The sequence below is a fragment of the Nitratireductor sp. genome (assembly GCF_017794765.1).
In the GTDB taxonomy this organism is placed as follows: domain Bacteria; phylum Pseudomonadota; class Alphaproteobacteria; order Rhizobiales; family Rhizobiaceae; genus Nitratireductor.
Genome location: NZ_CP051236.1, coordinates 3,099,160 through 3,124,967 on the forward strand (window position 1 = coordinate 3,099,160; position 25,808 = coordinate 3,124,967).

Consider the following 25,808-nt stretch of genomic DNA (forward strand, 5'->3'; position numbering starts at 1 on the left):
ATATGTCAATAAATTATTGACGTTTTATCCGAGACATGGTTCTCCTTCCGGCAAGGATAATGCGAAGGAACCGATGATGACAGCAGGCAAATGGGATTTTTGGATCGACCGCGGCGGCACGTTCACCGACGTTATCGGCCGCGCCCCTGATGGCGGCCTGTTCGCCCGCAAGCTGCTTTCTGAAAACCCGGAAGCCTATGCCGATGCCGGCATACAGGGCATTCGCGATCATCTCGGCATAAAAAAGGGCGAGGCCATGCCCTCGCATCTGATCGGCGATGTGAAAATGGGCACGACCGTCGCCACCAACGCTCTTCTGGAACGCAAGGGCGATCGAGTGGCGCTTCTCATCACCAAGGGCTTCCGGGATGCGTTGAAGATCGCCTATCAGGCGCGGCCCGACATCTTCGCCAAGGAAATCATCCTTCCCGAGCAGCTCTATGAACGCGTGATCGAGGTGCCGGAACGCCGCCGGGTCGACGGCACGGTGGAAACGGAGCTCGACCTAGACGCCGTGAAAGACGAGATTGAGGCGGCGAAGGACGATGGCATCGACGCGGTGGCCATCGTCTTCATGCATGCCTGGAAATATCCGGAGCATGAAAAAGCCGCTGCAAGCCTTTGCCGCGACTCCGGTTTCTCGCAGGTCTCCGTCAGCCACGAGACATCACCCCTGATCAAGCTTGTGGGGCGCGGCGATACCACGGTCGTGGATGCCTATCTCTCGCCGATCCTGTCGCGCTATGTGAGCCGCGTGGCGGCTGAACTTGGCGTTGACGAGAACGGCAATGGTCCCAGCCTCAAATTCATGATGTCGTCGGGTGGCCTGACGGCAGCCGACAAATTTCAGGGCAAGGACGCGATCCTGTCCGGCCCCGCCGGCGGCGTGGTCGGCATGGTGGAGACGGCGCGGCTTGCCGGCTTCGACAAGGTGATCGGCTTCGATATGGGCGGCACCTCGACGGACGTAGCCCATTATGACGGCGAATATGAACGTGCCTTCGACACGGAAGTCGCCGGCGTGCGCATTCGCGCGCCGATGATGCGCATTCACACCGTGGCCGCCGGTGGCGGTTCGGTACTGCATTTCGAGGACAATCGGCTCAAGGTCGGCCCGGACTCGGCAGGCGCCAACCCCGGTCCTGCCTGCTATCGCCGTGGCGGGCCGCTGGCAGTGACCGATGCCAACGTGATGCTGGGCAAACTACAGCCCGACTTCTTCCCGGCCATTTTCGGCCCCGAGCAGAACCAACCGCTCGACGTGGACGCCGTGCGTGCGCGTTTTACCGAGCTTGCCGAAAAGCTCGGCGATGGCCGCCCCGCGGAAGCCGTGGCCGAAGGGTTTGTCACCATTGCCGTCGAAAACATGGCCAATGCGGTGAAGAAGATCTCCGTGCAGCGCGGCTATGATGTCACCGGCTATCTCCTCAACTGCTTCGGCGGCGCTGGCGGCCAGCATGCCTGCCTCGTGGCCGACGCACTCGGCATGGAAGCGGTGCTGATCCACCCGATGTCGGGCCTGCTTTCAGCTTATGGTATCGGGCTTGCGACGGTCTTCGCCTCGCGCCAGCAGGCCCTGATGAAGCCTTTTTCGGAAAGTTCTCTCGACGCCATCGACGCGCTTTCGGCGTCGCTGCGTGAAGAGGTGCGCGCAGAGCTCGCCGATCAGGGCATTACCGGCGACAAGATCGCCTGGGCCATCAGGCTTGAAATCCGCTACGAAGGCACCGATACAACGTTGCCTGTCGCCTTCGACGGGACGCTGGAAAACGCCAGGGCTGCATTCGAAGCCGCACACAAGGCGCAATTCGGCTTCGTCTATGACGACAAGCCAATGGTGGTGGAAGCCGTCAGTGTCGAGGGGCTGGACGCCGGCGACGGCCGTCCTGTCGAGCAGAAAAAGGCGACCACCGAGGCAATGCCGCAGCCCGGCGAGACGCGAGCCATCTTCTGCGACGGCGCATGGCACGATGCCGGCATCTACCGCCGCGAGACGCTGTCGCGCGGCGCGAAGGTCAACGGCCCTGCCCTCATCATCGAGGCCAATCAGACGGTTGTCGTGGAGCCCGGCTGGCAGGCCGAAATCACTGCGCTCGATCATATCCTCATGCGCCGCGTGGAGAAAAAGGCCCGCATGGCGGCACTCGGCACCGAAGCCGATCCAGTGATGCTGGAGGTCTTCAACAACCTCTTCATGTCGATTGCCGAACAGATGGGCGTGACGCTGCAGAACACCGCCTATTCGGTGAACATCAAGGAGCGGCTCGACTTCTCCTGCGCGGTCTTCGACCAGAACGGCGCGCTGGTGGCCAACGCCCCGCATATGCCGGTGCATCTGGGCTCCATGGACCGCTCGGTGGAAACCGTCATCCGGCTGAACAAGGGCAATATCCGCCCCGGCGACGTGTTCGCTCTGAACGCGCCTTACAATGGCGGCACGCATCTGCCCGATATCACGGTGGTCACGCCCGTGTTCGACGACAAGGGCAAGAACATCCTGTTCTACACTGCCTCGCGCGGCCACCATGCCGATGTCGGCGGCACCGCCCCTGGCTCCATGACGCCGCTGGCGACCACCGTGGACGAGGAAGGCGTGCTGTTCGACAATTTCAGGCTGGTCGACGGTGGCAGGTTCCGGGAACAGGAGCTGCATACGCTTCTGACCGACCACCCCTACCCGGCGCGCAATCCGCACCAGAACATTGCCGATCTGAAAGCGCAGATCGCCGCCAACGAAAAGGGCGTGGCGGAACTGCGCAAGATGATCGACCAGTTCGGCCTTGACGTGGTGCAGGCCTATATGGGTCACGTGCAGGACAATGCGGCAGAAGCCGTGCGCCGCGTGCTCGAACGCCTGCCGGATGCTTCGGAATATGAATATCCGACCGACACCGGCCAGGTGATCAGGGTGAAGATAACCGTCGACCGCGAAAAGCGTGAGGCAACGGTGGATTTTACCGGCACGTCGGCTGTCCAGAAAAACAATTTCAACGCGCCCGAACCGGTCACCCGTGCAGCCGTGCTGTATGCCTTCCGCGTGATGGTGGAAGGTCAGATCCCGATGAATGCGGGCTGCCTCAGACCCATCAACATCATGATCCCGGAAGGTTGCATGCTGCGACCCTCCTACCCGGCGGCGGTTGTGGCAGGCAATGTGGAGACGTCCCAGCACGTCACCAATGCGCTATTCGGCGCGATGAAGGCCATCGCCAACAGCCAGGGCACGATGAACAATCTGACCTTCGGCAACGAAGAATATCAGTATTACGAGACCATCTGCTCCGGCGCGCCGGCAGGCCGCATGAATGACGGGCGCGGCTTCGATGGTGCGTCGGGCGTTCATGTCCACATGACCAATTCGCGTCTGACGGATCCGGAAATCCTCGAACTGCGCTTCCCGGTTCTGCTTGAGGACTTCCACATCCGCGAAGGCTCGGGCGGCAAGGGCAAGTGGAGCGCCGGCGACGGCACGCGCCGCACGATCCGCTTCCTGGAAACCATGGAGTGCGCCATCCTCTCCTCCCACCGCAGCCGACCGCCGCGCGGTGTGGAAGGCGGCGGCGACGGCGAGATGGGCAAGACCGAGGTGCGCCGCAAGAATGGTCACGTCGAAACGCTCAAGGGCTGCGACCAGACGGTGATCGAGGCCGGTGAAGCGGTGATCGTCACCACGCCAACCGCCGGCGGGTTCGGCAAGGCGTAAAGCACTCGGAACTGCGGGCGGGGAGCACACTTCTCCGCCCGTATCGTCACAAGAGTCCCGGTTCACGGCAGTCCGCCTTTGGACAGGCTGTGCGCAGATCCTACATCCCGCCTTTAACAGCACCGTCACACTCGGTCATTCAGCGTTCACGCGCCTGTCATGGAAGCGCAGTAGCCCCTCAGAGAAAGATTGAGGGGAGAGACCCATGACAGATCTTTCAGCCGGCACCGGCCTTTCCACACGCCGCCATCTCGGCAAGGCGGTTTATCAGAACCGGGCCACGACACGCGAAGGACTTTCCGAGCGGCTGTTCGCCCTTCTCTTCTCCGGCCTGGTTTACCCGCAAATCTGGGAAGACCCGGAAGTGGACATGGCGGCGATGGAACTCGACGAAAGCCACCGGATCGTCACCATCGCATCGGGCGGCTGCAATGTTTTGGCCTATCTTACGCGTCAGCCCGCAAGGATTGACGCTGTGGATCTGAACGCCGCTCACGTGGCGCTGAACCGGCTGAAGCTCACCGCCTTCAAGACATTGCCGGGTCACAGCGATCTGCTGCGCTTTTTCGGCACCACCAACCAGCGCTCAAACAGGCAGGCCTATGAGCGCTTCATCGCACCCGCACTCGATACCCGGTCGCGCCGACACTGGGAGAAACGCGGACCGCTCGGTCGCCGTCGCATCGACGCCTTTTCCAAGAACTTTTACCGCAAGGGCCTGCTCGGCTTTTTCATAGCCACCGGTCACACGGTTGCAAGGCTCTATGGCGTAAACCCCGCTGACATCATGAAATCGCACTCGATCCGCGAGCAGAGGATCTTTTTCGACGAGCAATTGCGCCCGCTTTTCGATCGCAGACTTGTGCGCTGGGCGACATCACGCAAAGCCTCCCTATTCGGCCTGGGCATTCCGCCTGCACAGTATGATTCACTCATTACCGCCGGCAACGGCACCATGGCAGACGTGCTCTCGAGCCGCCTTGAAAAACTCGCCTGCCATTTTCCGCTCAAGGAAAACTATTTCGCATGGCAGGCTTTTGCACGCCACTACCCCGCACAGGACGAGGCCGCCCTGCCCGCCTATCTGGAACGCCGCAACTTTGAGACAATCCGCGCAGCAGCAGGCAATGTGACCGTGCATCACGCCAACCTGATGGATGTGCTGGGTAAAAAGCCGGCACAGAGCGTGGACCGCTATGTGTTGCTCGACGCCCAGGACTGGATGAACGATGATCAGCTCAACGCACTCTGGAGCGAAATCACGCGGACCGCGGCACCGGGCGCACGCGTCATCTTCCGCACGGCCGCAGCGCCGAGCCTGCTGCCCGGGCGCGTGCACGACAATATCCTGAACCAGTGGCACTACGAGAAAATCCGCTCACGCGAACTTTCAGCCAATGACCGTTCGGCGATCTATGGTGGCTTCCACCTTTATGTGAAAGCGGCCTGAACATGGCCATGCCGGAGACCGCTGGCCACGCGAGCCTGATGGACGGCGTTTACCGCCGCCAGCGTCACATCTACGACCTGACGCGCAAATATTATCTGCTTGGGCGTGATGGACTGATCACCGGGCTAAACGTGCCGGAGGGCGGCGCAGTGCTGGAGCTCGGTTGCGGCACCGGACGCAATCTGGCGCTCGTTTCGGACCATTATCCGAAGGCGCGGCTCTTCGGCCTCGACATCTCGCAGGAGATGCTGGTCACCGCAAGGCGTCGCATGGAGCGCGATGGGATCGATGCCCGGCTGGCTCAGGCCGACGCATCGTCTTTCGATGCCGAAGCGCTGTTCGGGCAAACCCGGTTCGACCGGGTTTTCATTTCCTATTCGCTGTCGATGATCCCGCCATGGCGCGAGACCATTGCAGCCGGCCTCGACTGCGTCGCGCCGGGTGGCTCGCTGCACATCGTGGATTTCGGCCGGCAGGAGCGGCTGCCCGGCTGGTTCCGCGCAGGACTGCGGCGCTGGCTTTCAGCATTCCACGTGACGCCGCGTGATTCACTGCGTGAAGCACTGGAATCGGAATGCGAGAAACGGGGCGCAAGCCTGCGTTTCGATTCGTCTTTTCGCGGTTACGCCGCGCAGGCGATTGTGGAAATGCCTGCGGTGCATGACACCCCGTTGCGTTGACGTGGTGCGTGGTTCGACAAGCTCACCATGAAGGAAGTGAGTTTCGCAAAACTGTTCACCAATTGATCGTAGGTTCGATCCCTACCGCCAGAGCCAAAATCACAAAACAAATCAAAGACTTACGAGACACATCAGCGAGGTGGCTCAGGGGGTGCTTGGCTTTAGTAAGCACATAGTAAGCAGACACCTAGCTCCTACCATTCTATTCGCTTACCTTTGTCGGCAAGAAATTCAGTGATTTTGAGGCTGCGATGACAAGTGACGGCAGCGATAAGCCGAAAACCTCAATAGATGTAAGCGTCGGCAAAGAGATTGATGCCGCACTTGGAGACGTGATCCGAGGTTTGCTACAGAAGCCGTCCGAGGCCGTTGGCGACCTTGTTGCCGATGGGATCGGTATCCTTGGGGACCGGGTAAGAAGAAAGCGCGAGCTTAACGCAAAGCTTGGGATGGAAGAAGTTCGCAAGCGTTTGGACGCGGATGGGGTGGATATGAAGGACATCACCCCGCCGAAAGAGGAAGAGCTTCACCTTCTCATGAACGGCATGTCATTGGCCGATGACGAAAGCATTCGGGAATTGTGGTCGGGCCTTTTCGCGAAAGCACTTGAACCCAATTCAGAGACCGAGGCGGAACGCCCTTTTATCAGTGTCTTGGACAGCCTTTCTCCACTAGATGCAAAAATTATTGATCTTCTATCCTTCATTCAAAGAACCGAAAACGAGTTGCAAGCCAAGTCAATCAAGTTTTCTCCGCGTGACTTTAGGAAGGTTACGGATGAGGAGAAAGCGCAGGCCGAACGCGCTCAAAAGGAAAACGCAGCTTTGCAGAAAGCGGCAGTATCGTCAATTCGTCAGAAGGCAGAGGAATACAGCCTATCCGAGCCAAGTGCGCCCGGCTGGTCCGATAACCTTATGCGGCAAGGCGTAATTGAAAGAACACCCATCCATCGGTTCGGGCACCTTTCAGCGTTTGGGCCGACCATTCGCGATGAACGAGATTTGGCTAACGCTTTAGGTGAGTTTCACAAGACGTTGCGCGAAATGGAGGAAGTATCGAAGCGGCAAGCATCGCCGCCAGAACGCCTTTTTTCACAACATGCTTTCGGCCCTCGGCTAAACCTAGAGGTCCAATTGACCGCTTTTGGCAAACGATTTGCATCGGCATGTGGCCTCATTTGACGATCTTAACCGCGCCCAACTTGGGCGCAAGATCATGGATCTGATTTGCCTTTATTTTCATGGCAATGGGAGGCTTTTTGAGGGAATGGGCGGGAAGCGGATAAACCCTAAAATCATAACTGTTAATCAAATGCACGACAGGCCTGTAGCCAGTTCCATCCCTCATGGTGAGCTTGTCGAACCACGCACAACGCTGCCACCTTCAAACAGAACATCGCCAAAATTGGCGTTCCCCCTATTCCATCTCGCCCGGAAGTTTCGCCAGAGCCTCGATCAGCGCCTGTGGCTTGTAGCCGAGGCGTGAGGGCGTGAGGCCCATGCGCACAACCACCATGCGCAGCGAGGGGATGACCGTGATGGTCTGGCCATCATGGCCGAGCATCCAGAATGCATCAGAAGGCAGGTCGAAACCCTCGTCTTCCGGTACGCCGCGCGGTGTGTTGGCGCGCGGGCCGTGCAGCCAGACATGACGGCCATATTCACCGCCCGAAGCCTCGGTGGGGGTGCGCATCCACCGCACCCAGCCTTCGGGCAGAATGCGTTCGCCCTTCCACACGCCATCCTGAAGGAGAAGCTGGCCGAACTTCGCCCAGTCACGCGCAGATGCATAAAGGTTTGAGGACCCGACATAAGTGCCACGCGTATCGGTCTCGAAGACGGCGCTGTCCATGCCGAGCGGACCGAACAGGGCCTCATAGGGCCAGGCCAGCGCATCCTGGGGCGCGCTGAACGTGTCCTGCCACACACGCGACAGGAGAACGCTCGTGCCACTCGAATAGTTGAAAACCTCGCCGACCGGGCTTTCAAGCTTCTGGTCAGCCGCGAAGGCCGGCATGTCCGAGGCGAGATAGAGCATGCGCGTGACATCGCTCACATCGCCATAATCCTCGTTGAAGTAGAGACCGCTCTCCATGGCGAGAAGATCGGCAACGGTGATCTGCGATCGTTCGTCATCCGCCCATTCGGGGAACAGATTGCTGTCCTCGACAGACAGGCGGCCAGCCTTGACGCGGGTGCCGATGAGGACGGCGGTAACGGTTTTGGTCATGGACCAGCCGATCAGGGGCTGCGTGTAATGGGCGACGTCCTCGCCAAAGCGCTCACCAATGATGCGGCCATCCTGCACGACGACCACGGCGCGCATGCCGGGGCCGGTGAGCGCGGGATCACCAAGCAGTTTGGCCACCAGCTCATGCCCCTTTACGTCGATGCGCGGGCCATCCGGCCACAGATCCCTCCCCTGAGGCGAAGGCTCCTGCCTGTCGAAACGGGCGCCCAGTGCCGCATCCACATCACCATCGGGCACGGCGGCGCAGCCGGTCGCACCGCGATAGACGGCAAGCCCCCCGCCAAAAACACCGAAGAGGCCAGTGTGAACCGTGGCATCGGACGGCTCGACACGCACGCGCATGAGCTTCAGGAGCGGGTGACCCGGCGCCTGAACATCCTGCTCAAGCACGGTCTGCGGGTCGCGCCCCGCTACAAAGACATTCGAGCAGATAATTTTGGCCGCGTAATTGGAACCAACGCGGATAAGAGCGGGGGGAGCAAGATACAGCCACAAAGCCCCCCCGATGAGCACGATCAAAATGAGGCTGAGAAGCCACTTGAAAAGCCTGAAAATCAGCCGCATTCCCACATCCAATCCTGCATTTCGTATCGCTGCCCGGCTTGCCGTGGTGACTGGGCCACCATCTTCGCCTATTTCTGTCAGCAACGTTCAATTTCGCTGATTCGCACCCGGGGGAGCCTCTGCTCATCATGCGTCGATTGATGATCGCCAGTCTATCCGCCTTGCTCGTTGGCTGCTCCACGGTCGACTATGATTTTTCCGACGTGACTCCCAAGGTCCAGGCACCCGCTTCAACCAGCCATGGCCTGCGGTTTGCCGACACCGACCCGCACGAATGGAAAGGCCGGGCACCCTGGCACTATGCGATCCATGGTACGGACGTGGCCAAGTATCAGGCTGAAATTGACTGGAAGAAGGTGGCGCGTAACAACATCTCTTTCGCTTTCATCAAGGCGACAGAAGGCGGCGACCGGGTGGACGACTTTTTCGCGCGCAACTGGCGCGAAGCCAAGGCCGCGGGTGTTCCACGCGGAGCTTATCACTTCTTCTATTTCTGCCGACCGGCCATCGAGCAAGCGCAGTGGTTCATCCGCAATGTACCGCGCGACGCCTCGGCACTGCCGCCAGTGCTCGACATGGAATGGAACCCCTTTTCACCTACCTGCACGATCCGCCCACCGGCTGAGAAGGTGCGCGCGGAGATGCGCGTTTTCCTCAATGCGGTAGAACGGCACTACGGCAAACGCCCCATCATCTACACATCGATCGATTTCTTTGACGACAACGGCCTGAGCAGTTTCAAGGGCTATCCCTTCTGGTTACGCTCGGTGGCCGGTCATCCGGATGACAAATATTCGAACCATCCTTGGGTCTTCTGGCAGTATACGGGCACCGGCGTGATCCCGGGCATTGAGGGGAAGGCCGATATCAACGTGTTCAACGGCAATGCCAGAGCCTGGAAGAACTGGCTCAAGGCCAATGCCGACTGACAACGCGAAACGCCATCGTTGGGCGTTTTCAAGGAGAGTAGACATGCGCAGAAAATCCATTTTGCTCGGAGTGCTCTTTGCCTTCGGCATCGCCGGCAGCGCCCTGGCGCAGCAGTGCGGCGGCGATTTCAACGCCTGGCGAGAAGCCGTACGTGAAGACGCGGCCGCGGACGGTGTGGGCGAGCGTGGCCTCTCCGCGCTGAACGGTGCGAGCATCGACCAGAAAGTTCTGGAGCGCGACCGGGCACAGGGCGTGTTCAACCAGACCTTTGCCGAATTCGCCGGCCGCATGATCAATGATTACCGGCTGAAGAACGGCGCGGCCAATCTGCAGAAATATGCAGACATCTTTGCACGGGCAGAGAACGAGTTCGGCGTCCCGGGGCCGGTGATCGCCTCCTTCTGGGCGCTGGAGACGGATTTCGGCGCCGTTCAGGGCGATTTCTCGACCCTCAACGCGCTCGCCACGCTGGCGCATGACTGCCGCCGTCCGGAAATCTTCCGCCCGCAGCTGATCGCGCTGCTGCACCTGATCGATCAGGGATGGGTGCAGGCCAACGTGACCGGCGCGTGGGCCGGCGAGATCGGCCAGATGCAGATGCTGCCATCCGACTATTACACAAAGGGCGTCGATGGCGACGGCGATGGCAAGGTTGACCTCAAGGGCAGCTCTCCCGACGCAATCCTGACGGCAGCGAAAAACCTTCAGTCGCTCGGCTGGAAACCCGGCGAGCCGTGGATGGAAGAGGTGCGCGTGCCCGATCAGATGCCCTGGGAGCAGACTGGCCGCGTGACCAAGCTACCGCGCTCGGAATGGGCGGCGATGGGCGTGACCTATCGCGATGGCAGCCCGCTGCCCTCTGACGGGATGCCGACGGCCGTGGTGCTTCCGATGGGGCACAGGGGACCAGCCTTCCTGGTCTATGACAATTACGACATTTACCTGGAATGGAACCAGTCGCTCATCTACACGCTGACGGCGGCGCATCTGGCCACACGGCTTGCCGGAGCACCGCGCTTCGATGTGCGCTCACCCGAGCAGGGGCTCGCGCCCGAGACGATGAAGCAGTTGCAGACCAAGCTTGCCGCACGCGGTCACGATGTGGGCAAGATTGACGGCATTCTGGGGGCCGGTACGCGCGAAGCCGTGCGCCAGGAACAGCTGCGCCTCGGCCTGCCCGCCGATGGCTGGCCGACGCCGACACTTTTTTCGAACCTCTAGATTTTTGCCTTCGACGCCCCGGTAGCCTGCCCTCCATCCGGTTGCCGGGGCGTGGTGTTCTCTTCATCAGCTTCGGCCGCCACCACCATGGGCTCCTTCTCCCCCTCTTCCCGCTCCCTCATTGCAGCCTTGGCAGCCTTTTCAAGCGCGCGGCGCGCACGCCATTTGCGCAGGGTCATGCGGCCTGCCCGATAGCGGGCGCGCACCCACCAGAGCCCCTCACCCACATTCTCGATCTCATCGGCATAGGCTTCCGAAAGTGCTTCGCGATAGGAAGAAAAGCCCTTGGCCGCAACGTCTTCGATGCGGCGCATGACCGACATCCAGGCCGGCGAGAACAGAAGCGAAATCGCGGTGACGGCGATGGCGAGACGATAACTGTCCTGCGCCAGCGCGCCGGCTGATAGCCCGGCTGCCGCGAGCACGAAGGAAAACTCGCCGATCTGGGCCATGGAAAGACCGCCGATCAGCGCCGTGTTGCGGTCATGCCCGGTGGCGCGCAACAGGAAGACGTTAAGCAGCGTCTTGGCGGCGATGACAAGGAGCGCGGCTCCCAGCACCATCCAGAGATTGTTCCAGATATAGGTCAGGTCGAACAAAAGGCCTATGGACAGGAAGAAGATCACGACGAGGACACTCTGGATCGGCTCGATCACGGGAATGATGCGCGCGCGCAGATTCGAGTTGCCGACCAGAATGCCGGCGACGAACGCGCCATAGGCCGGCGAAAGGCCGAGGAAACCCGAGAGGGCCGCCACGCCGAAGCAGACACCCAGGGCACCAAGAGCGAGAATTTCCACATTGTCGGCAATCGCATCGGCAAAGGGCATGCGCAGCTTGCCCCGCCGCCCGAGCCACCAGAGAAGCCAGCCGAGAAAGCCGACCGCCAGAGCCACTTTTGCAGCGATGGCAACAAGGCTGGTTTCAGCTCCGCCCAGCGCGGAAACGATGATAAGCATCGGCACAACGGCAATGTCCTGCGCGATCAGAACGGCGATGGCGATGCGGCCCGCATCGCGGCGCAATTCGTCCATGTCGTCGAGCATCTTCATGGCGACGACCGTGCTGGAAATGCCGATGATGAATCCGAAGATGATGCCCTCGGCAAACCCCGTTCCGCTCATCCACGCGATGGACAGACCGATGGCCAGCGCCACGGACAATTGCCCGACGGCCACAAGCACGGCGGGCCTGAGGCTCATGATAAAAGCTCTGAGCGACAACTCCATGCCGATGAAGAAGAGCAGCATGAGGACGCCCATCTCGGCAAGCGCGATCACGTTTTCGGAATTGCCGATGAGGCCGAATCCGGTTGGCCCCATGACCACGCCGGCCAGAATGAACCCCACCAGCGGCGGCTGCTTAAGGCGCATCAGGCCAAGCCCGAGCGCAATGGCCACGAGGAGGACGAAGGCGACCTCCGTCAAGGGAAAGGCATGTGCTTCCGCTTCCAAAAACTGGTCCCCTTTTCCGTATGCGCCCGATCAGTCCGCCATGGTTTCGAGGCTGGCAAACCCTTCCGGCGCCGAGCCAGCATCGAAAGGTGTTTTCACCTCGACGAACGTGTCGGGATAAAACCCGTTGAAACGGGTTCTTAGCGACAGGGAATAGGCACCAATATGGCCGATCTCGATCCAGTCGCCCGTATCCACTGTTTCCGGCAGCCAGAATGGCCGCGAGAGGATGTCCACGGAATCGCAGGTCGCGCCGCAAACCTTGAACGGAACGAGTTTTTCGGGATCGCCATTGCGGTTGCGGATCGCGGGATCGGGAATGAAGCGGGCTGGCAGCGTGATCTTGCCGGTCCAGGAATCCGAGAGTGACGCCCAGATGCCGTCATTGATATAGAGCCGGCGACCCTTGCGCAGTAGAACGCGTACGATGAGCGAAAAGGCGCGCGCAACGATGACGCGGCCGGGCTCCGCCACAAGCGGCATGTCGTCAAAGCCCCATTCCACGATGTCGGCCCGCAGCCGCGCCATGATCTCCTCAAGACTCGGCATTTCCGGCTTTTTGCGGTTGGGGTCATGACCATATTCAGCCGGAAAGCCGCCGCCGACATCGAGGACCGCAAGCTCCACGCCGGCCCTGCCCCGCACCCAGTCGGCTGAGGCGAGCGCACGCTCATAGGTATCCGGATCCTGGATCTGGGAACCCACGTGAAAGCAAAGGCCGAGCTTGTAACCATGCCGGTCGAGCCGTCGCAGAAGCTCGACCGCCTGCGCCGGCCCCGCACCGAATTTCTTCGAGAGTTCATAAGCCGCATGGCCTTTGGTCTGAATGCGCACGAAAACGGTGAGCGAACCGGGGTCGATGTCGAGGGCACGGACCACCCGGATGAGTTTCGTCACCTCGTCCTCATGGTCGACCACGATGACGCGAATACCGTACTCCTCCAGGGCGAGACGAATGTCCGACTGCGCCTTGACCGGATGCATGTAGAGCATCTCGGCATTGGGCGCGACAGCGCGAACGGCGGCGAACTCTGCCGGGGACGCCACATCGAAGGCTTCAACACCGGCCTCCGCCAGGGTTTTCAGTACGAGTTTCTCGCCATTGGTTTTTACCGCATAGGCTGTCTTGCCGGGAAACTGCCCCATGAAATCGCGTGCATCGGCTTTAAGCACTTCTGGCCGGAAGCAGTAGACCGGGTCATCGGGACGAAGCTTGAGGGCAGCGTCTCGGGCGGTCTCAAAAATCTGCATTGGCAGCTCCTGGTTCGAATGAACGCAAAGGGCGGGAGGAAAGCGTAGTGGATTTGCGTTGCATGTAAACGCTCCACCGCAGCGTTTCCGGTTGAAAAACGCGACCGCCTCGGCACTGGCAGGTTTCGGGTGGCTGCTCCTCTCCCCGCAATTTAACGCATGAAGCGCGCGAATGATCCAAAACCGAGAGACAGGCCATGACAGCTCAAGCGCCCGACCAGACGACCGCCCCTCGAATGTCGGCGCAAGACTGGGGTCTTCTCATCCTGCTCGGGGCCGTATGGGGCGGGTCGTACTTCTTCGCCCGCATCGCTGTCAGCCAGATGCAGCCATTAGTGCTTGTCATGTTTCGCGTTTCGATCGCAGCCCTTGCACTCCATCTTTTTCTGACCATCCGCGGGCCGTCCTTTCGCGCCGCTTTGCCGCTCGCCGGTAGCTTTGTCGTTTTGGCACTCCTCAACAACGTCATTCCCTTTTCGCTTATCTTTATGGGGCAGACGCAACTGGGAGCCGGGCTCGCATCCGTGCTGAATGCCACGACACCATTCTGGACCGCGCTTCTTGCCAACATCCTCACTGCCGATGAGAGGCTCACTCCGGCGAAGCTGACCGGCATCGCGTTCGGCATCGCCGGCACGGGGGTGATGATCGGTCCGGGGGTCCTTTCCGGGTTTGGTGGTCCCTTATGGGCCAAGGTCGCGCTGATCGGCGGCGCAATCTCCTATGGTCTCGCCTTCATCCATGGGCGTCGATTTCGCGGCGTGCCCCCAACGATTGTCGCCACGGGCCAGCTTACCGCCTCGAGCGTGATCATGATCCCTCTGGTGCTCGCACTTTACGGGCCGGAAGACCTATCGGGCTTTTCCGGCGACATCTGGTCCGCAGTCATCGGCCTCGCCGTGCTTTCCACGGCTTTTGCCTATCTGATCTATTTCCGTATCCTGGCAAGCGCCGGCGCCACCAACGCATCACTGGTGACCTTCCTGAACCCCGTTAGCGCCATTTTGCTTGGAAGCCTGTTCTTGGGTGAACGGCTGGCCTCGTTTGAAATCATCGGGATGGTGCTTATCGCCACCGGATTGATCATCATCGACGGAAGGCTTCCGGCTCGCATCCGTTAACACAAAGTGAATCAAACCAATTGCCCAATGATTTCAAATGAGCGCGATGAGAACTGGTTGGTTTTTTCACAAACCTACCGCAGCGCAGCATAAAAACCGCTTGCCGGATGGCTGTCCATCCATAGAATCCGGCTTGCAAATAAGCAGAGGAGGCTTTGGCATGGGACTGACACGGCCTGTGAATGCACTGATGATTTGCGCGGCATTCGTGTTTATCGGCGCCCTGGTAATGGGCGTGTTGCCGTAAATCCATGATCGGAGCAGCCACCGCGAAGGCAGCGCTTCCGAATTTGTTGATATGATACGAAAAGGGCCGGTTCATCCGGCCCTTTATTTCATGCAGCGTAAGGAATTCACGCGGCCGCAGGTTGCTCCACCTTCGTGCCCGACTGCGGACGAATGCCGATCATGTGACAGACCGCATAGACAAGATCGGCCCGGTTCATCGTGTAGAAGTGGAAATCGTCAATCCCGCGCTCCATAAGGTCGAGCACCTGTTCGGCCGCGACTGCCGAGGCGACGAGCGCATGAATCTGCGGCTCGTCTTCAAGCCCCGCGAACCGTTCGGCAAGCCAACCGGGAATGCTGGCGCCACAGCGCCCCGCGAAATTGGCGACCTGTGTGAAATTGTGTATCGGCAGGATGCCCGGAACGATGGGAATGTAAATGCCGGCACGACGTGCGCGCTCGACATAGCGCTCATAAAGATCATTGTCGAAGAAGAACTGGGTGATTGCGCGCGTGGCCCCATTATCGACCTTGCGCTTGAGCATGTCGATATCGGTTGCAAAGTCCGGGCTCTCCGGATGTTTCTCGGGATAAGCCGAAACCGAAATGTCGAAATCGCCCTGACGCTTCATCGCACCGACCAGTTCGGCGCCGTTGGCGTAGCCATCTGGATGCGGGCGGTATGCTGCTCCAACACCCGCGCTCGGATCGCCGCGCAGGGCCACAAAGCGCTTAACGCCCATATCCACGAACTCGCCCACCACCTGGTCGACATCTTCGCGCGATGCATCCACGCAGGTCATGTGCGCAGCCGGCGTGAGGCGCGTTTCCTCAAGGATGCGCTTGACCGTGCGCGCAGTGCGCTCACGCGTGGAGCCACCGGCACCATAGGTCACGGAGACGAAAGACGGGGCGAGCGGCTCAAGCCTCTTCACCGTCTCCCACAGACGCGCCTCCATGGCATCCGTCTTCGGAGGGAAGAACTCGAACGATACACGGAGCTTGCCAGCGACATCGGGCTGGCGGGAAAAACGCTGTTGCGGCATCAAGCCGTCTCCTTTTGAGCAAATGACGGCACTGCGCCGTCAGCAATCTGCATGCGCCGGTCGCGGGCAAGCCAGAGCTTGACCGTGAGGCCTTTTCCAGCCTCGCCCTGCGGCGCAAATTCAAGTGTTTCGGCGAGGTCAAGTTCGGCCTCATCGAGCCATTCGGCAATCTGGCCATCGGCCAGGCCAAGACGCATATGGGCGTGCTCCTCACGCAGGAACTCATGCTCATGCGGCGCGAAATCGACGATCACCAGCCGCCCGCCCGGCCTTAACAGCCTAGCAGCTTCACGAATGGCAATGCCTGGCCGGTCGATATAGTGCAAGACCTGATGGATAGTCACCAGATCATGGGCGTCACGCTCGAGCTGCGGGGCGGAAATGTCACCGAGCCGCACCTGCGCATGGCCAATGCCGGCGCGGTCGAGATTGGAGCGGGCGACGGCAAGCATCTCCCGCGAAAGATCGATACCGACAGCACGCTGATAGAGCGGCGCAAAAAGCTCCAGCATACGGCCCGTACCGGTGCCAAGATCGACCATGGACTGGAACGGTCGCGCGCCAATGAGCTTCAACAGCTCTTCTTCTACCGATTTGTCGGGAACATGGAGCGAGCGAATCTGGTCCCAGCTCGCCGCATTCTGCGAAAAATACTCCGCTGCCCGTTCTTCGCGGCGACGTTTGATGGCACCCAGGCGCTCCAGATCGCGCTCTATGACAGCATCTGCCTGATCGAGCCGACCAACAACACCTCCGACAAACTCGCGCGCTGCGTCAGCATCGGACAGACGGAAGTAGGCCCAGGATCCTTCCTGATACCGAACTATGAGCTGGGCTTCGAGCAGAAGCTTGAGATGGCGGGAAACACGCGGCTGCGACTGACCGAGGATTTCGGTCAGGTCGGTCACCGTCAGGTCACCCTGCGACAAAAGCACAAGGATGCGCAGGCGGCTGGTTTCTGCCGCCGCCTTCAACGTGTCGACCATCTGGTCGAGTTGAATTGCCGGACGCATAAGCATGCGCTTCTCCCAATAGATATAAAGATATGTTTATATCGTTTCGGCTTGCTTGGCAAGATGACACGGTCCAGTGTGCACAAGCACCAAAACGCGCAACTTCCACACAAAACAAGGGTTTCAGGAATGAAGCGGGCCTCCACCGGACGGCGCAAATCGGTCGACAAGGCGTTGACGCTGCTGATTCCCTGGGCGCCCATGGCCGATGCCGAGGCAATCCGCGACAAGGCCAATGACCGCAAGCTGCGCACTTTGCCGCCAGCCATTGCGGTGTGGCTCGCCACGATCACCCATATACGCCATGAGCATACGGATTATGATCAGATGCTCGAAGACGGCTACGACCGGGACGCGGCGCGGCATTTCATCGTCGACGACATCAACACGGTTCTGACGCGCTGGCGCGCCACGCGTCTGCTCGATCCGGAAGAAGAAGACGGGCTGGAAGCCCGGCAGGATTGAAGCGGCAGAGCGCTACATCATCCTGAGCAGCGCACCGCCGATGGAATAGCCCGCACCGAAAGCGCAAAGCAGTCCGTGTTCGCCAGGTTGCAGGTCGCGGTGTGTCTCTTCCAGCGCGACGATGGCACCGGCGGCAGCCGTGTTGCCCAGCCGGTCGAGCACGGTGGGGGCGCGGTCCTGGCCCACCTCCCCACCGAAGGCGAGCTTGAGGATCATGGCGTTCATGCGCGCATTGGCCTGATGCAGCCAAAAGCGGCGCATGGTCTGTGGCGTGTGGCCATGCTCCGCCAGAAAATCGACAATGAATTTGTGGCCGGCAATGGTCACATCCTTAAAGACCTTGTTGCCGTTCTGCTTGATGAGGTTGCCTTCCATGGCCAGATAGGACGGATCGTCCTGCGCCAGCCGGCTCATGAAACCGAAATTCGTGCGGATATTGTTGGAGAACTGTGTCCAGCTGCGTGTGTCAACAATCTCGAAGCGGCCGGGCCGCTCCTCGCTAGCCCCAAGCGCCTCGATGAGGACGGCAACGGAAGCATCTCCGAAAATGAAATGGGTCTGCCGATCGCGGAAATTCAGATGCGCGGTGATAAGCTCCGGCGTGACCACCAGCACACGGCGATGCGCGCCCGCACGCACAAGGTTGGTGGCCACATGCAGACCCGCGAGCGCGGAGGAGCAGCCAAGCCCCATATCAAAGCCCGCACCGCTGGTGCCGAGCGCTTTCTGAATTTCGATGGCGATGGCCGGATAGGGGCGCTGGTGATGAGCGGAGGCGCAGATGACGAGATCGACATCACGCGCCTGGACGCCCGCCTGATCGAGCGCCTTGCGGGCCGCGGCCGCACCGAATTCGGCCATAACGGAGAGCTCGTCATCGCCACGCGCAGGAATATTGGGGGCCATCCGCCTTGGATCCAGAATGCCGTCGCGCTCATAGACATGGCGGCGCTTGATGCCCGAGGCATGCTCGATGAAGTCCGCGTCGGATTTTGCCAGGGGTGGCAGCCCCCTCGCCTCCCGCTTCGGGTTTTCCATGTCGACCCAGGCGTTGAAGCTGTCGACCAGCTCTTCGTTTGAGATTGATGCTTCAGGAATTTCCACACCGATGCCCCCGACGCAAACCCGCGTCATGGCGTTGGAATGGTACGGTGCGAAAACTGAAGCCTCTGGCTCGCCGGTGCGCAACATGGTCCGTGCCTGTGTTTGCCTTCTTGGGCGGATTTACGCTGAAACGCCATAGTGTCAAGGAAACACGACTGCGGACGTTCACGATCCGATACTGATTGAAACACTCAAACAGAGTGTAAATGTCAAAAAGATGAAGGGGCCGAAGCCCCCTCACATATATTCTACCGACCAGGTTCCATCTGTCTACCGCGTCAGTCGCTTGTAGGTCACCCGCTTCGGATTGACGCTGTCAGGGCCGAGGCGGCGGATCTTGTCCTGCTCGTAATCCTCGAAGTTGCCCTCGAACCATTCCACATGGCTGTCGCCCTCGAAGGCGAGGATGTGGGTGGCCAGACGGTCGAGAAACATGCGGTCATGCGAGATGATAACGGCGCAGCCGGCAAAGTTTTCCAGCGCATCTTCGAGAGCGGCCAGCGTCTCGGTGTCGAGATCGTTGGTCGGTTCGTCGAGCAGGAGTACATTGCCGCCTTCCTTGAGCAGCTTGGCCATGTGAACGCGGTTGCGCTGACCGCCTGAAAGCGTGCCTACCTTCTGTTGCTGATCGCCGCCCTTGAAATTGAAGGATGAGCAATAGGCGCGGCTGTTCACTTCGTGCGCGCCCAGCCTTATGATGTCGCTGCCGCCGGAAATCTCCTCCCAGACCGTCTTGTTGGGGTCGAGCGCGTCGCGACTCTGGTCGACATAGCCGAGCTTGACCGTATCGCCGATGCGGATCTCGCCACCGTCGGGCTTCTCCTGACCGGTGATCATACGGAAGAGCGTGGTCTTGCCCGCGCCGTTGGCGCCGATCACGCCGACAATGCCGCCGGGCGGCAGTTTGAACTCGAGATTGTCGATCAGCAGGCGGTCGCCATAGCCCTTGGTGAGCCCTTCGGCCTCGATCACCACATTGCCAAGCCGCTCACCGGCCGGAATGATGATCTGTGCGTCGCCGGGTCGCCGGTCGGCGGCCGACTGCACCAGCTCGTCATAGGCGCGGATACGGGCTTTCGACTTGGCCTGGCGGGCCTTGGGGCTGGCCGCCATCCATTCGCGCTCGCGCGCAAGTGCCTTCTGGCGTGAAGCCTCTTCGCGACCTTCCTGCGACATGCGCTTGGCCTTGGCTTCCAGATAGGCGGTGTAGTTGCCCTCATAGGGAATGCCCCGACCACGGTCGAGTTCGAGAATCCAGCCGGTGACGTTGTCGAGGAAGTAGCGATCATGGGTAATGATCAGCACGGCACCGGGATATTCGCGCAGGTGCTTTTCAAGCCATGCCGTCGTTTCGGCGTCAAGATGGTTGGTCGGTTCATCGAGCAGAAGCAGGTCAGGCTGGCGGAGCAGGAGCTGACAGAGTGCGACGCGGCGCTTCTCACCGCCGGAAAGATTGTCGATGGACGCATCGCCCGGCGGGCAGCGCAGAGCCTCCATGGCCATTTCCACCTGGCTTTCCAGGTCCCAGAGGTTCTGGCTGTCGATCTGGTCCTGAAGCCGAGATGCTTCCTCCGCCGTCTCGTCAGAATAGTTCATCATCAGTTCGTTGTAGCGATCGAGGATCGCCTTCTTGGCGGCGACACCTTCCATCACATTGCCCAGAACGTTGAGGGCCGGATCGAGCTGCGGCTCCTGCGGCAGGTAACCGCAGGTGGCACCTTCGGCGAGCCACGCCTCGCCGGTAAACTCCTTGTCGAGGCCGGCCATGATCCTGAGCACGGTCGATTTACCCGCCCCGTTGGGGCCTAGAATGCCGATCTTTGCATCCGGGTAGAAGGACAGGTGAACGTTCTCCAGAACCTTCTTGGAGCCATAGGCCTTGCTGAGGCCGGACATGTGGTAGATGAATTGGCGTGCCATGTGGCTCGTCGCGCTCCGTCTCACTCGAATTGGGGGAACCTGTTGCGCAGCGTATGTAGGCCAAACGAAGCGGCGGGGCAATCCGCTGCAAGGAGGGAAGATGGGGTTCGATGCTGAAACCCGCCTGGCATCGCCAACCGGGTCTGATCTGCACCTTCTGACGCGCCGGACAAACAGAAAGGCGCGGGCTGCCGTGCAGATCAACCACGGGGTTGCAGAGCATGCGGCCCGGTATGCCGGTTTTGCAGATTTTCTGTCCGATAGCGGGTTCCACGTATATGCGCATGACCATCGCGGTCACGGCAAGACCAGGGCACCGGGCGCGCCGCTCGGCCAGATTGGCCCGAAGGCGACCGCCGGAACCCTCCTCAAGGATGTAGAGGCCGTGCACAGGCACATCGCCAAAGAGCATGCCGGTCTTCCGATTATCATTTTCGGCCACTCCATGGGCGGAATGATCGCGATCAACTATGCGCTGCGCAATGGCCACCGCCTCGCTGGCGCGGCGATCTGGAACGCGCCACTTGCAACGCGGGCCGAGGCGCTTGCCGGGAAGGCAGTGCTGGCATGGGAACGTTTCCGGCTGGGTTCCGATGTACCCTCGCGACTCCTGCCGAAACTCACCTTCGCCACCTGGGCGCGCGCCTTTCCCGACCGGCGCACGGATGCCGACTGGCTTTCGCGGGATGAACGCGAAGTGGACAGATACCTCGCCGATCCCCTTTCAGGCTGGGATGTGTCTATCGGCATCTGGCGCGCATTGTTCGATTTGAGCCTGAAAGCTTCCGATGGCGCAACACTGGAGGCGGCCCGCAAGACATTGCCTTTGATGCTGGTCGGCGGCAGCGAAGATCCATCCACCAAAGGGGGAAAGATCGTACGCAAGCTTGAAAACCGGTTGCGAGAAAACGGCTTTTCGAATCTGGAAACAACGATCTACGACGATTTCCGGCACGAATCTCTCAACGAGATCGACCGAGAGAAAGCGATGGAGGGTTTCGTTCGCTGGGCCGGAAAATTCATCAATTAATGCCAAAATAATGCGTTCTGCGCATCTGGAAGGAGGCTCCGCCGTTTGCTACCTCAAAACGGCATGAGTTTTGGAGGGCTGCGGGCGATCATGAACAAGCCACCCCTGAAGGGCGTTCGCGTCATCGAACTGGCGCGCATTCTGGCCGGTCCCTGGGCGGGCCAGGTGCTGGCCGATCTGGGCGCCGATGTCATCAAGGTCGAAAACCCCAATGGCGGCGACGACACCCGCAAATGGGGACCGCCCTTCGTAGAAGGTGCGGACGGCGAGAACCTCTCGGCTGCCTATTACCATTCATGCAACCGGGGCAAGCGCTCCATCGCGCTCGACTTCTCGAAACCGGAAGAGGCCGAGAAGCTGAAAAAGCTGATCGCCACCGCCGACGTTCTGATCGAGAATTTCAAGCTGGGCGGGCTAAAAAAATACGGGCTCGACTATGAGAGCCTGACAGCCATCAACCCGCGCCTCGTCTATTGCTCCATCACCGGCTTTGGCCAGACCGGCCCCTATGCGCCGCGAGCCGGCTACGACTTCATCATTCAGGGCATGTCGGGCCTGATGTCCATCACCGGCGCACCGGGCGGCGAGCCGCAGAAAGTGGGCGTTGCGGTGAGCGACATCTTCACCGGGCTCTACTCGGTGATCGCCATCCAGGCAGCGCTGCGCCATGCGGAAGCGACCGGCGAAGGCCAGCACATCGACATGGCGCTGCTTGACAGCCAGGTGGCGGTGCTCGCCAACCAGAACATGAACTACCTGATCTCCGGCAACAGCCCGGTTCAGATGGGCAATGCCCATATGAACATCGCGCCCTATGAGGTGCTGCCGGTGAAGGACGGGCACATCATCCTCGCCGTGGGCAATGACGGCCAGTTCCAGCGCTTCTGCAGGATCGTCGGCCTTGACGATCTGCCGGCAGACGAACGTTTTGCCACCAACCCGGCGCGCGTGGCGAACCGCGTGGCATTGCGCGAACGCATCGTCGCCACACTGGCGAGTAGGGAAAAGGCGGAGCTTCTGGGCAAGTTCGACGCCAATGCGGTGCCGGCAAGCCCGATCAACACGATTGAGGAAATGTTCGACGATCCGCAGGTGAAGGCACGCGGCATGCAGCTTACCCTCGACGACGGACACGGCGCGGCCCTGCCCTCGGTGCGCTCCCCCATAAACCTTTCACAGACACCGCTCGCCTATGAGCGGCCAAGCCCGAGGCTTGGCGAACACACGGCAGAGATCCTACGCGAAATCGGAGAAGACAGCGAATGAAGACCGGCGGCCAGCTTATTGTCGACAGCCTCGAAGCCAACGGCGTCGATCGCATTTACAGCGTGCCGGGCGAAAGTTATCTGGCGGTGCTCGACGCGCTTCACGATTCAAAGATCCGCAACATCGTCTGCCGTCAGGAAGGTGGCGCGGCGATGATGGCGGACTGCCACGGACGGCTGACCGGCCAGCCCGGCATATGCTTCGTCACGCGCGGGCCCGGTGCGACCAACGCCTCGCCCGGCATACACATCGCCATGCAGGATTCCACGCCGATGATCCTGTTCATCGGTCAAGTGGCGAGCCACGCGCGTGAACGCGAGGCGTTTCAGGAGGTGGATTACCGCGCCTTCTTCGGGCCTATCGCCAAATGGGCCACCGAAATAGACGATGCAGCGCGCATTCCCGAAATCCTGTCGCGCGCCTTTTCGGTCGCAACCTCCGGCCGCCCCGGCCCGGTGGTAATCTCGCTTCCCGAAGACATGCTGACCAGCGTGGTGGATGCGCCGGCGGCCTTGCCCTACACACCAGTGGAGACGCGACCGGGCAACGCCGAGATGGAAGAGCTTGCCGCTCTCCTGAAAGACGCCAGGCGCCCCTTCGTCATTCTCGGCGGTTCGCGCTGGAACGAGAAGGCGGTTGCCGATTTCGAGAAGGCAGCAGAAGCTTGGTCCCTGCCCGTTGGCTGCTCGTTCCGCCGCCAGATGCTGTTCGATCATCTGCATCCCTCCTATGCCGGCGATGTGGGTATCGGCCCCAATCCGAAGCTCGCAGCCGCAATCAAGGATGCCGATCTGGTGCTGCTCGTCGGTGGCCGGTTCAGCGAGATGCCGTCCTCCGACTACACGCTCATGAAGAGCCCCTATCCCGACCAGAAGCTGGTGCATGTGCACGCCGACGCCAATGAACTTGGCCGCGTCTATCGCCCCACGCTTGCCATCAACGCATCGTCGGCAGCCTTCGCCAAGGCGTTTGCCGGGCTCACGCCCGGTGATGCGCCATGGGCGGGAGAGACCGAGCGTCTGCATCAGGCCTATCTCGACTGGTCGACCCCACCGAAAACCGGCCCCGGCGCGGTGCAGATGGGTCCGATCATGGAGTATCTGGAAAGCGTTCTGCCGGAGGATGCGATCTTCACCAATGGCGCTGGCAACTACGCCACCTGGGTGCATCGTTTCCACCGTTTCCGCCGTTTCGCCACGCAAGGCGCGCCCACTTCGGGCTCGATGGGCTATGGCACGCCGGCAGCCGTGGCCGCCAAGGCGCTCTTTCCCGAACGTCCGGTGCTCGCCTTCGCCGGCGATGGCTGCTTCATGATGAACGGCCAGGAATTCGCCACCGCCGTGCAGGAAAACCTGCCGATCATCGTGGTGGTGGTGAACAACGGCATTTACGGGACGATCCGCATGCATCAGGAGCGCGAATATCCCGGCCGCGTTTCCGGCACCTCGATCAACAACCCGGATTTCGCAGCCCTTGCCCGCGCCTATGGCGGGCATGGCGAAACGGTGGAAAAGACGGAAGAATTTGCGGGAGCCTTCGAGCGCGCGCAGGCGAGCGGCAAACCGGCGCTGATCGAGATCAAGCTCGACCCGGAAGCCATCACGCCGGCAAAGACGCTGACGGATATTCGCGAGAAGCGCTGAGGTCTATTGAATGCCAGGCGTGAGCCTGCGGCACTGACAGCGCGTGCCTTCTCCCCCGCCCTTCGCCTTTCGACAAGCTCAAGATGCTCAGGATGAGGGAGAAGGCAGATCAGCCGTTGTGGCTCCGAATGGGCGAGACTGTAAGCAGGTTTCTGCATAGAGTGCGAAACGGGCTGGAAGATTGCTCAGCCTGTTTGAAACCATTCGAAATCTAAGAGCTGCTCTCAGCAAAGCTCATCCACCAACACAGCCCTCATCCTGAGCCTGTCGAAGGGCGGGGGCGGCATGGAGGGCGCAGCGTGAAATCAATAAGAGCAGGCGCTTGCCCCTCATCCCCTGCCGGGACCTTCTCCCCGCTTGCGGGGAGAAGGAACGCGTCATCAGGCCGCGTCGAAATCGAGAACCAGTTTCTTAGCCGTGGGGCGAGTCTGGCAGGCGAGCGTGAAGCCGGCTTCCACTTCCCAGGGCTCAAGCGAAAAGTTCACGGCCATCTCCGACTGTCCTTCCACCACGCGGCAGCGGCAGGTGCAGCACATGCCGCCGGCGCAGGAATAAGGCAGCTCGATGCCGGCCTTGTGCGCGGCGTCGAGCACCGTGCCATCGGCATCCTGCATGGAAAAGCTGCGGCGCACGCCATCGACCACGACTTCGACCGCAACACCCTCCTGAACCGCTTCGCGCGCGGCCTTCGACGCCTTGCGCGGTGCGGGCGCCTCGCCAGAAGGCGTGAAGCGCTCGAAGCGGATGCGGTCACGCTCGACACCCATGGCATGAAGCGCGCCGGAAACCGCATCGATCATCTCCCCCGGACCGCAAAGGAATACCCCATCCATGGCGGCGGGCTGGATGAGACCGCCAGTGGCCAGCTCGCCAACACGCTCAGCATCGATACGACCGTTCAGAAGCTCAACATCCTGCGTTTCGCGCGACAGGAGATGGATCAGCGTGAAGCGGCCCATAAAGCGGTCCTTGAGGTCGTTCAGCTCCTCAAGGAACATGATCGTCTCGGTGGAGCGGTTGCCATAGACCAGCGTGATGGTGCTCTCGGGCTCGTGGGCGAGAACCGTGCGGGCGATGGAGAGCATCGGTGTGATGCCGGAGCCGGCGGCAAACAGAAGGTAATCGTGGCGCTCGCCCTTGAGCGCGGTAAAACGCCCCTGCGGCGGCATCACGCGGATCGTGTCGCCGACCGAAAGCACATCGTTGACGAAGGTGGAGAAGCGGCCATCGGCCACTTTCTTCACGCCGACGCGGAGATACGGATCGCCGGGCGCGGAACAGATGGAGTAGGACCGGCGCGCCTCCGTGCCGTCAATATCGGTGGCGAGCGTCAGATACTGGCCGGGCGTGAAGGCAAAAGCCTCGGCCTGATCGGCCGGGATCTCAAAGGCGATCGCCACGGCATCGGGGGTCTGGCGCTCGATGGAGGCCACTTTCAGATCGTGAAAACGCGGGGCCATGGTCACCTC

General features: G+C 60.8%; 19 protein-coding genes. 11 read left to right on the forward strand and 8 right to left on the reverse strand.

Going from position 1 to position 25,808, the window contains the following annotated elements:
• The first annotated feature begins 76 nt into the window (after window positions 1-76).
• The 4 genes from HF949_RS14695 (at window position 77) to HF949_RS14710 (ending at window position 7,014) form a co-directional block, all read left to right on the forward strand.
• Entirely contained in the window at window positions 77-3,703 is a 3,627-nt protein-coding gene (locus HF949_RS14695) for a hydantoinase B/oxoprolinase family protein (RefSeq protein ID WP_292900222.1), read from the forward strand.
• 205 nt (window positions 3,704-3,908) lie between these two features.
• Complete coding sequence (locus HF949_RS14700) at window positions 3,909-5,153, forward strand: DUF3419 family protein (RefSeq protein WP_292896473.1); 1,245 nt, start codon at window positions 3,909-3,911, stop codon at window positions 5,151-5,153.
• Between the two features lie 2 nt (window positions 5,154-5,155).
• Complete coding sequence (locus tag HF949_RS14705) at window positions 5,156-5,833, forward strand: class I SAM-dependent methyltransferase (RefSeq protein ID WP_292896475.1); 678 nt, start codon at window positions 5,156-5,158, stop codon at window positions 5,831-5,833.
• A 251-nt stretch (window positions 5,834-6,084) separates the two neighbouring features.
• On the forward strand, window positions 6,085-7,014 hold the full coding sequence (locus tag HF949_RS14710; protein ID WP_292896476.1) for an Abi-alpha family protein: 930 nt from the start codon (window positions 6,085-6,087) through the stop codon (window positions 7,012-7,014).
• 235 nt (window positions 7,015-7,249) lie between these two features.
• Here HF949_RS14710 and HF949_RS14715 read toward each other — a convergent pair whose 3' ends face one another.
• Complete coding sequence (locus HF949_RS14715) at window positions 7,250-8,647, reverse strand: serine hydrolase domain-containing protein (protein WP_292896478.1); 1,398 nt, start codon at window positions 8,645-8,647, stop codon at window positions 7,250-7,252.
• A 128-nt stretch (window positions 8,648-8,775) separates the two neighbouring features.
• Between HF949_RS14715 and HF949_RS14720 the strand changes: the two genes are divergently transcribed.
• Complete coding sequence (locus HF949_RS14720) at window positions 8,776-9,576, forward strand: glycoside hydrolase family 25 protein (RefSeq protein WP_292896480.1); 801 nt, start codon at window positions 8,776-8,778, stop codon at window positions 9,574-9,576.
• 43 nt (window positions 9,577-9,619) lie between these two features.
• Complete coding sequence (locus HF949_RS14725) at window positions 9,620-10,798, forward strand: lytic murein transglycosylase (RefSeq protein ID WP_292896482.1); 1,179 nt, start codon at window positions 9,620-9,622, stop codon at window positions 10,796-10,798.
• Here HF949_RS14725 and HF949_RS14730 read toward each other — a convergent pair.
• Complete coding sequence (locus HF949_RS14730; protein ID WP_292896484.1) at window positions 10,795-12,252, reverse strand: cation:proton antiporter; 1,458 nt, start codon at window positions 12,250-12,252, stop codon at window positions 10,795-10,797. The two genes, HF949_RS14725 and HF949_RS14730, sit on opposite strands and share 4 nt — an antisense overlap.
• 30 nt (window positions 12,253-12,282) lie before the next feature.
• Entirely contained in the window at window positions 12,283-13,503 is a 1,221-nt protein-coding gene (locus HF949_RS14735) for an alanine racemase (RefSeq protein ID WP_292896486.1), read from the reverse strand.
• A 197-nt stretch (window positions 13,504-13,700) separates the two neighbouring features.
• Here HF949_RS14735 and HF949_RS14740 point away from each other — a divergent pair, with 197 nt between their 5' ends.
• Window positions 13,701-14,624, forward strand: a complete 924-nt coding sequence (locus HF949_RS14740) for a DMT family transporter (RefSeq protein WP_292896488.1) — start codon at window positions 13,701-13,703, stop codon at window positions 14,622-14,624.
• Window positions 14,625-14,977: 353 nt separating this feature from the next.
• Here the strand turns inward: HF949_RS14740 and metF are convergent, their stop codons facing one another.
• A complete protein-coding gene (metF, locus tag HF949_RS14745; RefSeq protein ID WP_292896490.1) occupies window positions 14,978-15,898 on the reverse strand; it encodes a methylenetetrahydrofolate reductase [NAD(P)H] in 921 nt (306 codons plus the stop codon).
• Window positions 15,898-16,917: an ArsR/SmtB family transcription factor gene (locus HF949_RS14750; protein ID WP_292896492.1), complete on the reverse strand. Its 1,020-nt coding sequence runs from the start codon at window positions 16,915-16,917 to the stop codon at window positions 15,898-15,900. Before HF949_RS14750 ends, metF begins: the two co-directional genes overlap by 1 nt.
• A 123-nt stretch (window positions 16,918-17,040) precedes the next feature.
• On the opposite strand from HF949_RS14750, the gene HF949_RS14755 reads away from it, so the two are divergent.
• A complete protein-coding gene (locus HF949_RS14755) occupies window positions 17,041-17,376 on the forward strand; it encodes a DUF2293 domain-containing protein (RefSeq protein ID WP_292896494.1) in 336 nt (111 codons plus the stop codon).
• A 12-nt stretch (window positions 17,377-17,388) separates the two neighbouring features.
• Here HF949_RS14755 and HF949_RS14760 read toward each other — a convergent pair whose 3' ends face one another.
• Complete coding sequence (locus tag HF949_RS14760; RefSeq protein ID WP_292900224.1) at window positions 17,389-18,510, reverse strand: beta-ketoacyl-ACP synthase III; 1,122 nt, start codon at window positions 18,508-18,510, stop codon at window positions 17,389-17,391.
• Window positions 18,511-18,750: 240 nt separating this feature from the next.
• Window positions 18,751-20,400, reverse strand: a complete 1,650-nt coding sequence (ettA, locus tag HF949_RS14765) for an energy-dependent translational throttle protein EttA (RefSeq protein WP_292896496.1) — start codon at window positions 20,398-20,400, stop codon at window positions 18,751-18,753.
• A gap of 100 nt (window positions 20,401-20,500) precedes the next feature.
• Here ettA and HF949_RS14770 point away from each other — a divergent pair, with 100 nt between their 5' ends.
• From HF949_RS14770 to HF949_RS14780, 3 genes are all read left to right on the forward strand, one after another.
• A complete protein-coding gene (locus HF949_RS14770; protein WP_292896498.1) occupies window positions 20,501-21,430 on the forward strand; it encodes an alpha/beta fold hydrolase in 930 nt (309 codons plus the stop codon).
• Between the two features lie 90 nt (window positions 21,431-21,520).
• Window positions 21,521-22,696 (forward strand): CaiB/BaiF CoA transferase family protein, encoded by a 1,176-nt coding sequence (locus HF949_RS14775; RefSeq protein WP_292896500.1) that lies wholly within the window; start codon window positions 21,521-21,523, stop codon window positions 22,694-22,696.
• The gene (locus HF949_RS14780) at window positions 22,693-24,339 is read left to right on the forward strand and encodes a thiamine pyrophosphate-binding protein (RefSeq protein ID WP_292896502.1); all 1,647 of its coding nucleotides are present in this window, start codon (window positions 22,693-22,695) and stop codon (window positions 24,337-24,339) included. Before HF949_RS14775 ends, HF949_RS14780 begins: the two co-directional genes overlap by 4 nt.
• Window positions 24,340-24,719: 380 nt before the next feature.
• On the opposite strand, the gene paaE is transcribed toward HF949_RS14780, so the two are convergent.
• Window positions 24,720-25,799 (reverse strand): 1,2-phenylacetyl-CoA epoxidase subunit PaaE, encoded by a 1,080-nt coding sequence (paaE, locus tag HF949_RS14785; RefSeq protein WP_292896504.1) that lies wholly within the window; start codon window positions 25,797-25,799, stop codon window positions 24,720-24,722.
• Window positions 25,800-25,808 lie beyond the last annotated feature (9 nt).

What these genes read in the sequence shown, in the direction of transcription:
- HF949_RS14775 (WP_292896500.1), top strand. Translation starts at nt 21,521, where the DNA reads ATGAACAAGCCACCCCTGAAGGGCGTTCGCGTCATCGAACTGGCGCGC.
- HF949_RS14725 (WP_292896482.1), top strand. Translation starts at nt 9,620, where the DNA reads ATGCGCAGAAAATCCATTTTGCTCGGAGTGCTCTTTGCCTTCGGCATC.
- HF949_RS14770 (WP_292896498.1), top strand. Translation starts at nt 20,501, where the DNA reads ATGGGGTTCGATGCTGAAACCCGCCTGGCATCGCCAACCGGGTCTGAT.
- HF949_RS14735 (WP_292896486.1), bottom strand. Translation starts at nt 13,503, where the DNA reads ATGCAGATTTTTGAGACCGCCCGAGACGCTGCCCTCAAGCTTCGTCCC.
- HF949_RS14740 (WP_292896488.1), top strand. Translation starts at nt 13,701, where the DNA reads ATGACAGCTCAAGCGCCCGACCAGACGACCGCCCCTCGAATGTCGGCG.
- HF949_RS14705 (WP_292896475.1), top strand. Translation starts at nt 5,156, where the DNA reads ATGGCCATGCCGGAGACCGCTGGCCACGCGAGCCTGATGGACGGCGTT.
- HF949_RS14750 (WP_292896492.1), bottom strand. Translation starts at nt 16,917, where the DNA reads ATGCTTATGCGTCCGGCAATTCAACTCGACCAGATGGTCGACACGTTG.
- HF949_RS14710 (WP_292896476.1), top strand. Translation starts at nt 6,085, where the DNA reads ATGACAAGTGACGGCAGCGATAAGCCGAAAACCTCAATAGATGTAAGC.
- paaE (WP_292896504.1), bottom strand. Translation starts at nt 25,799, where the DNA reads ATGGCCCCGCGTTTTCACGATCTGAAAGTGGCCTCCATCGAGCGCCAG.
- ettA (WP_292896496.1), bottom strand. Translation starts at nt 20,400, where the DNA reads ATGGCACGCCAATTCATCTACCACATGTCCGGCCTCAGCAAGGCCTAT.
- HF949_RS14760 (WP_292900224.1), bottom strand. Translation starts at nt 18,510, where the DNA reads ATGACGCGGGTTTGCGTCGGGGGCATCGGTGTGGAAATTCCTGAAGCA.
- HF949_RS14720 (WP_292896480.1), top strand. Translation starts at nt 8,776, where the DNA reads ATGCGTCGATTGATGATCGCCAGTCTATCCGCCTTGCTCGTTGGCTGC.
- HF949_RS14755 (WP_292896494.1), top strand. Translation starts at nt 17,041, where the DNA reads ATGAAGCGGGCCTCCACCGGACGGCGCAAATCGGTCGACAAGGCGTTG.
- metF (WP_292896490.1), bottom strand. Translation starts at nt 15,898, where the DNA reads ATGCCGCAACAGCGTTTTTCCCGCCAGCCCGATGTCGCTGGCAAGCTC.
- HF949_RS14700 (WP_292896473.1), top strand. Translation starts at nt 3,909, where the DNA reads ATGACAGATCTTTCAGCCGGCACCGGCCTTTCCACACGCCGCCATCTC.
- HF949_RS14780 (WP_292896502.1), top strand. Translation starts at nt 22,693, where the DNA reads ATGAAGACCGGCGGCCAGCTTATTGTCGACAGCCTCGAAGCCAACGGC.
- HF949_RS14695 (WP_292900222.1), top strand. Translation starts at nt 77, where the DNA reads ATGACAGCAGGCAAATGGGATTTTTGGATCGACCGCGGCGGCACGTTC.
- HF949_RS14715 (WP_292896478.1), bottom strand. Translation starts at nt 8,647, where the DNA reads ATGCGGCTGATTTTCAGGCTTTTCAAGTGGCTTCTCAGCCTCATTTTG.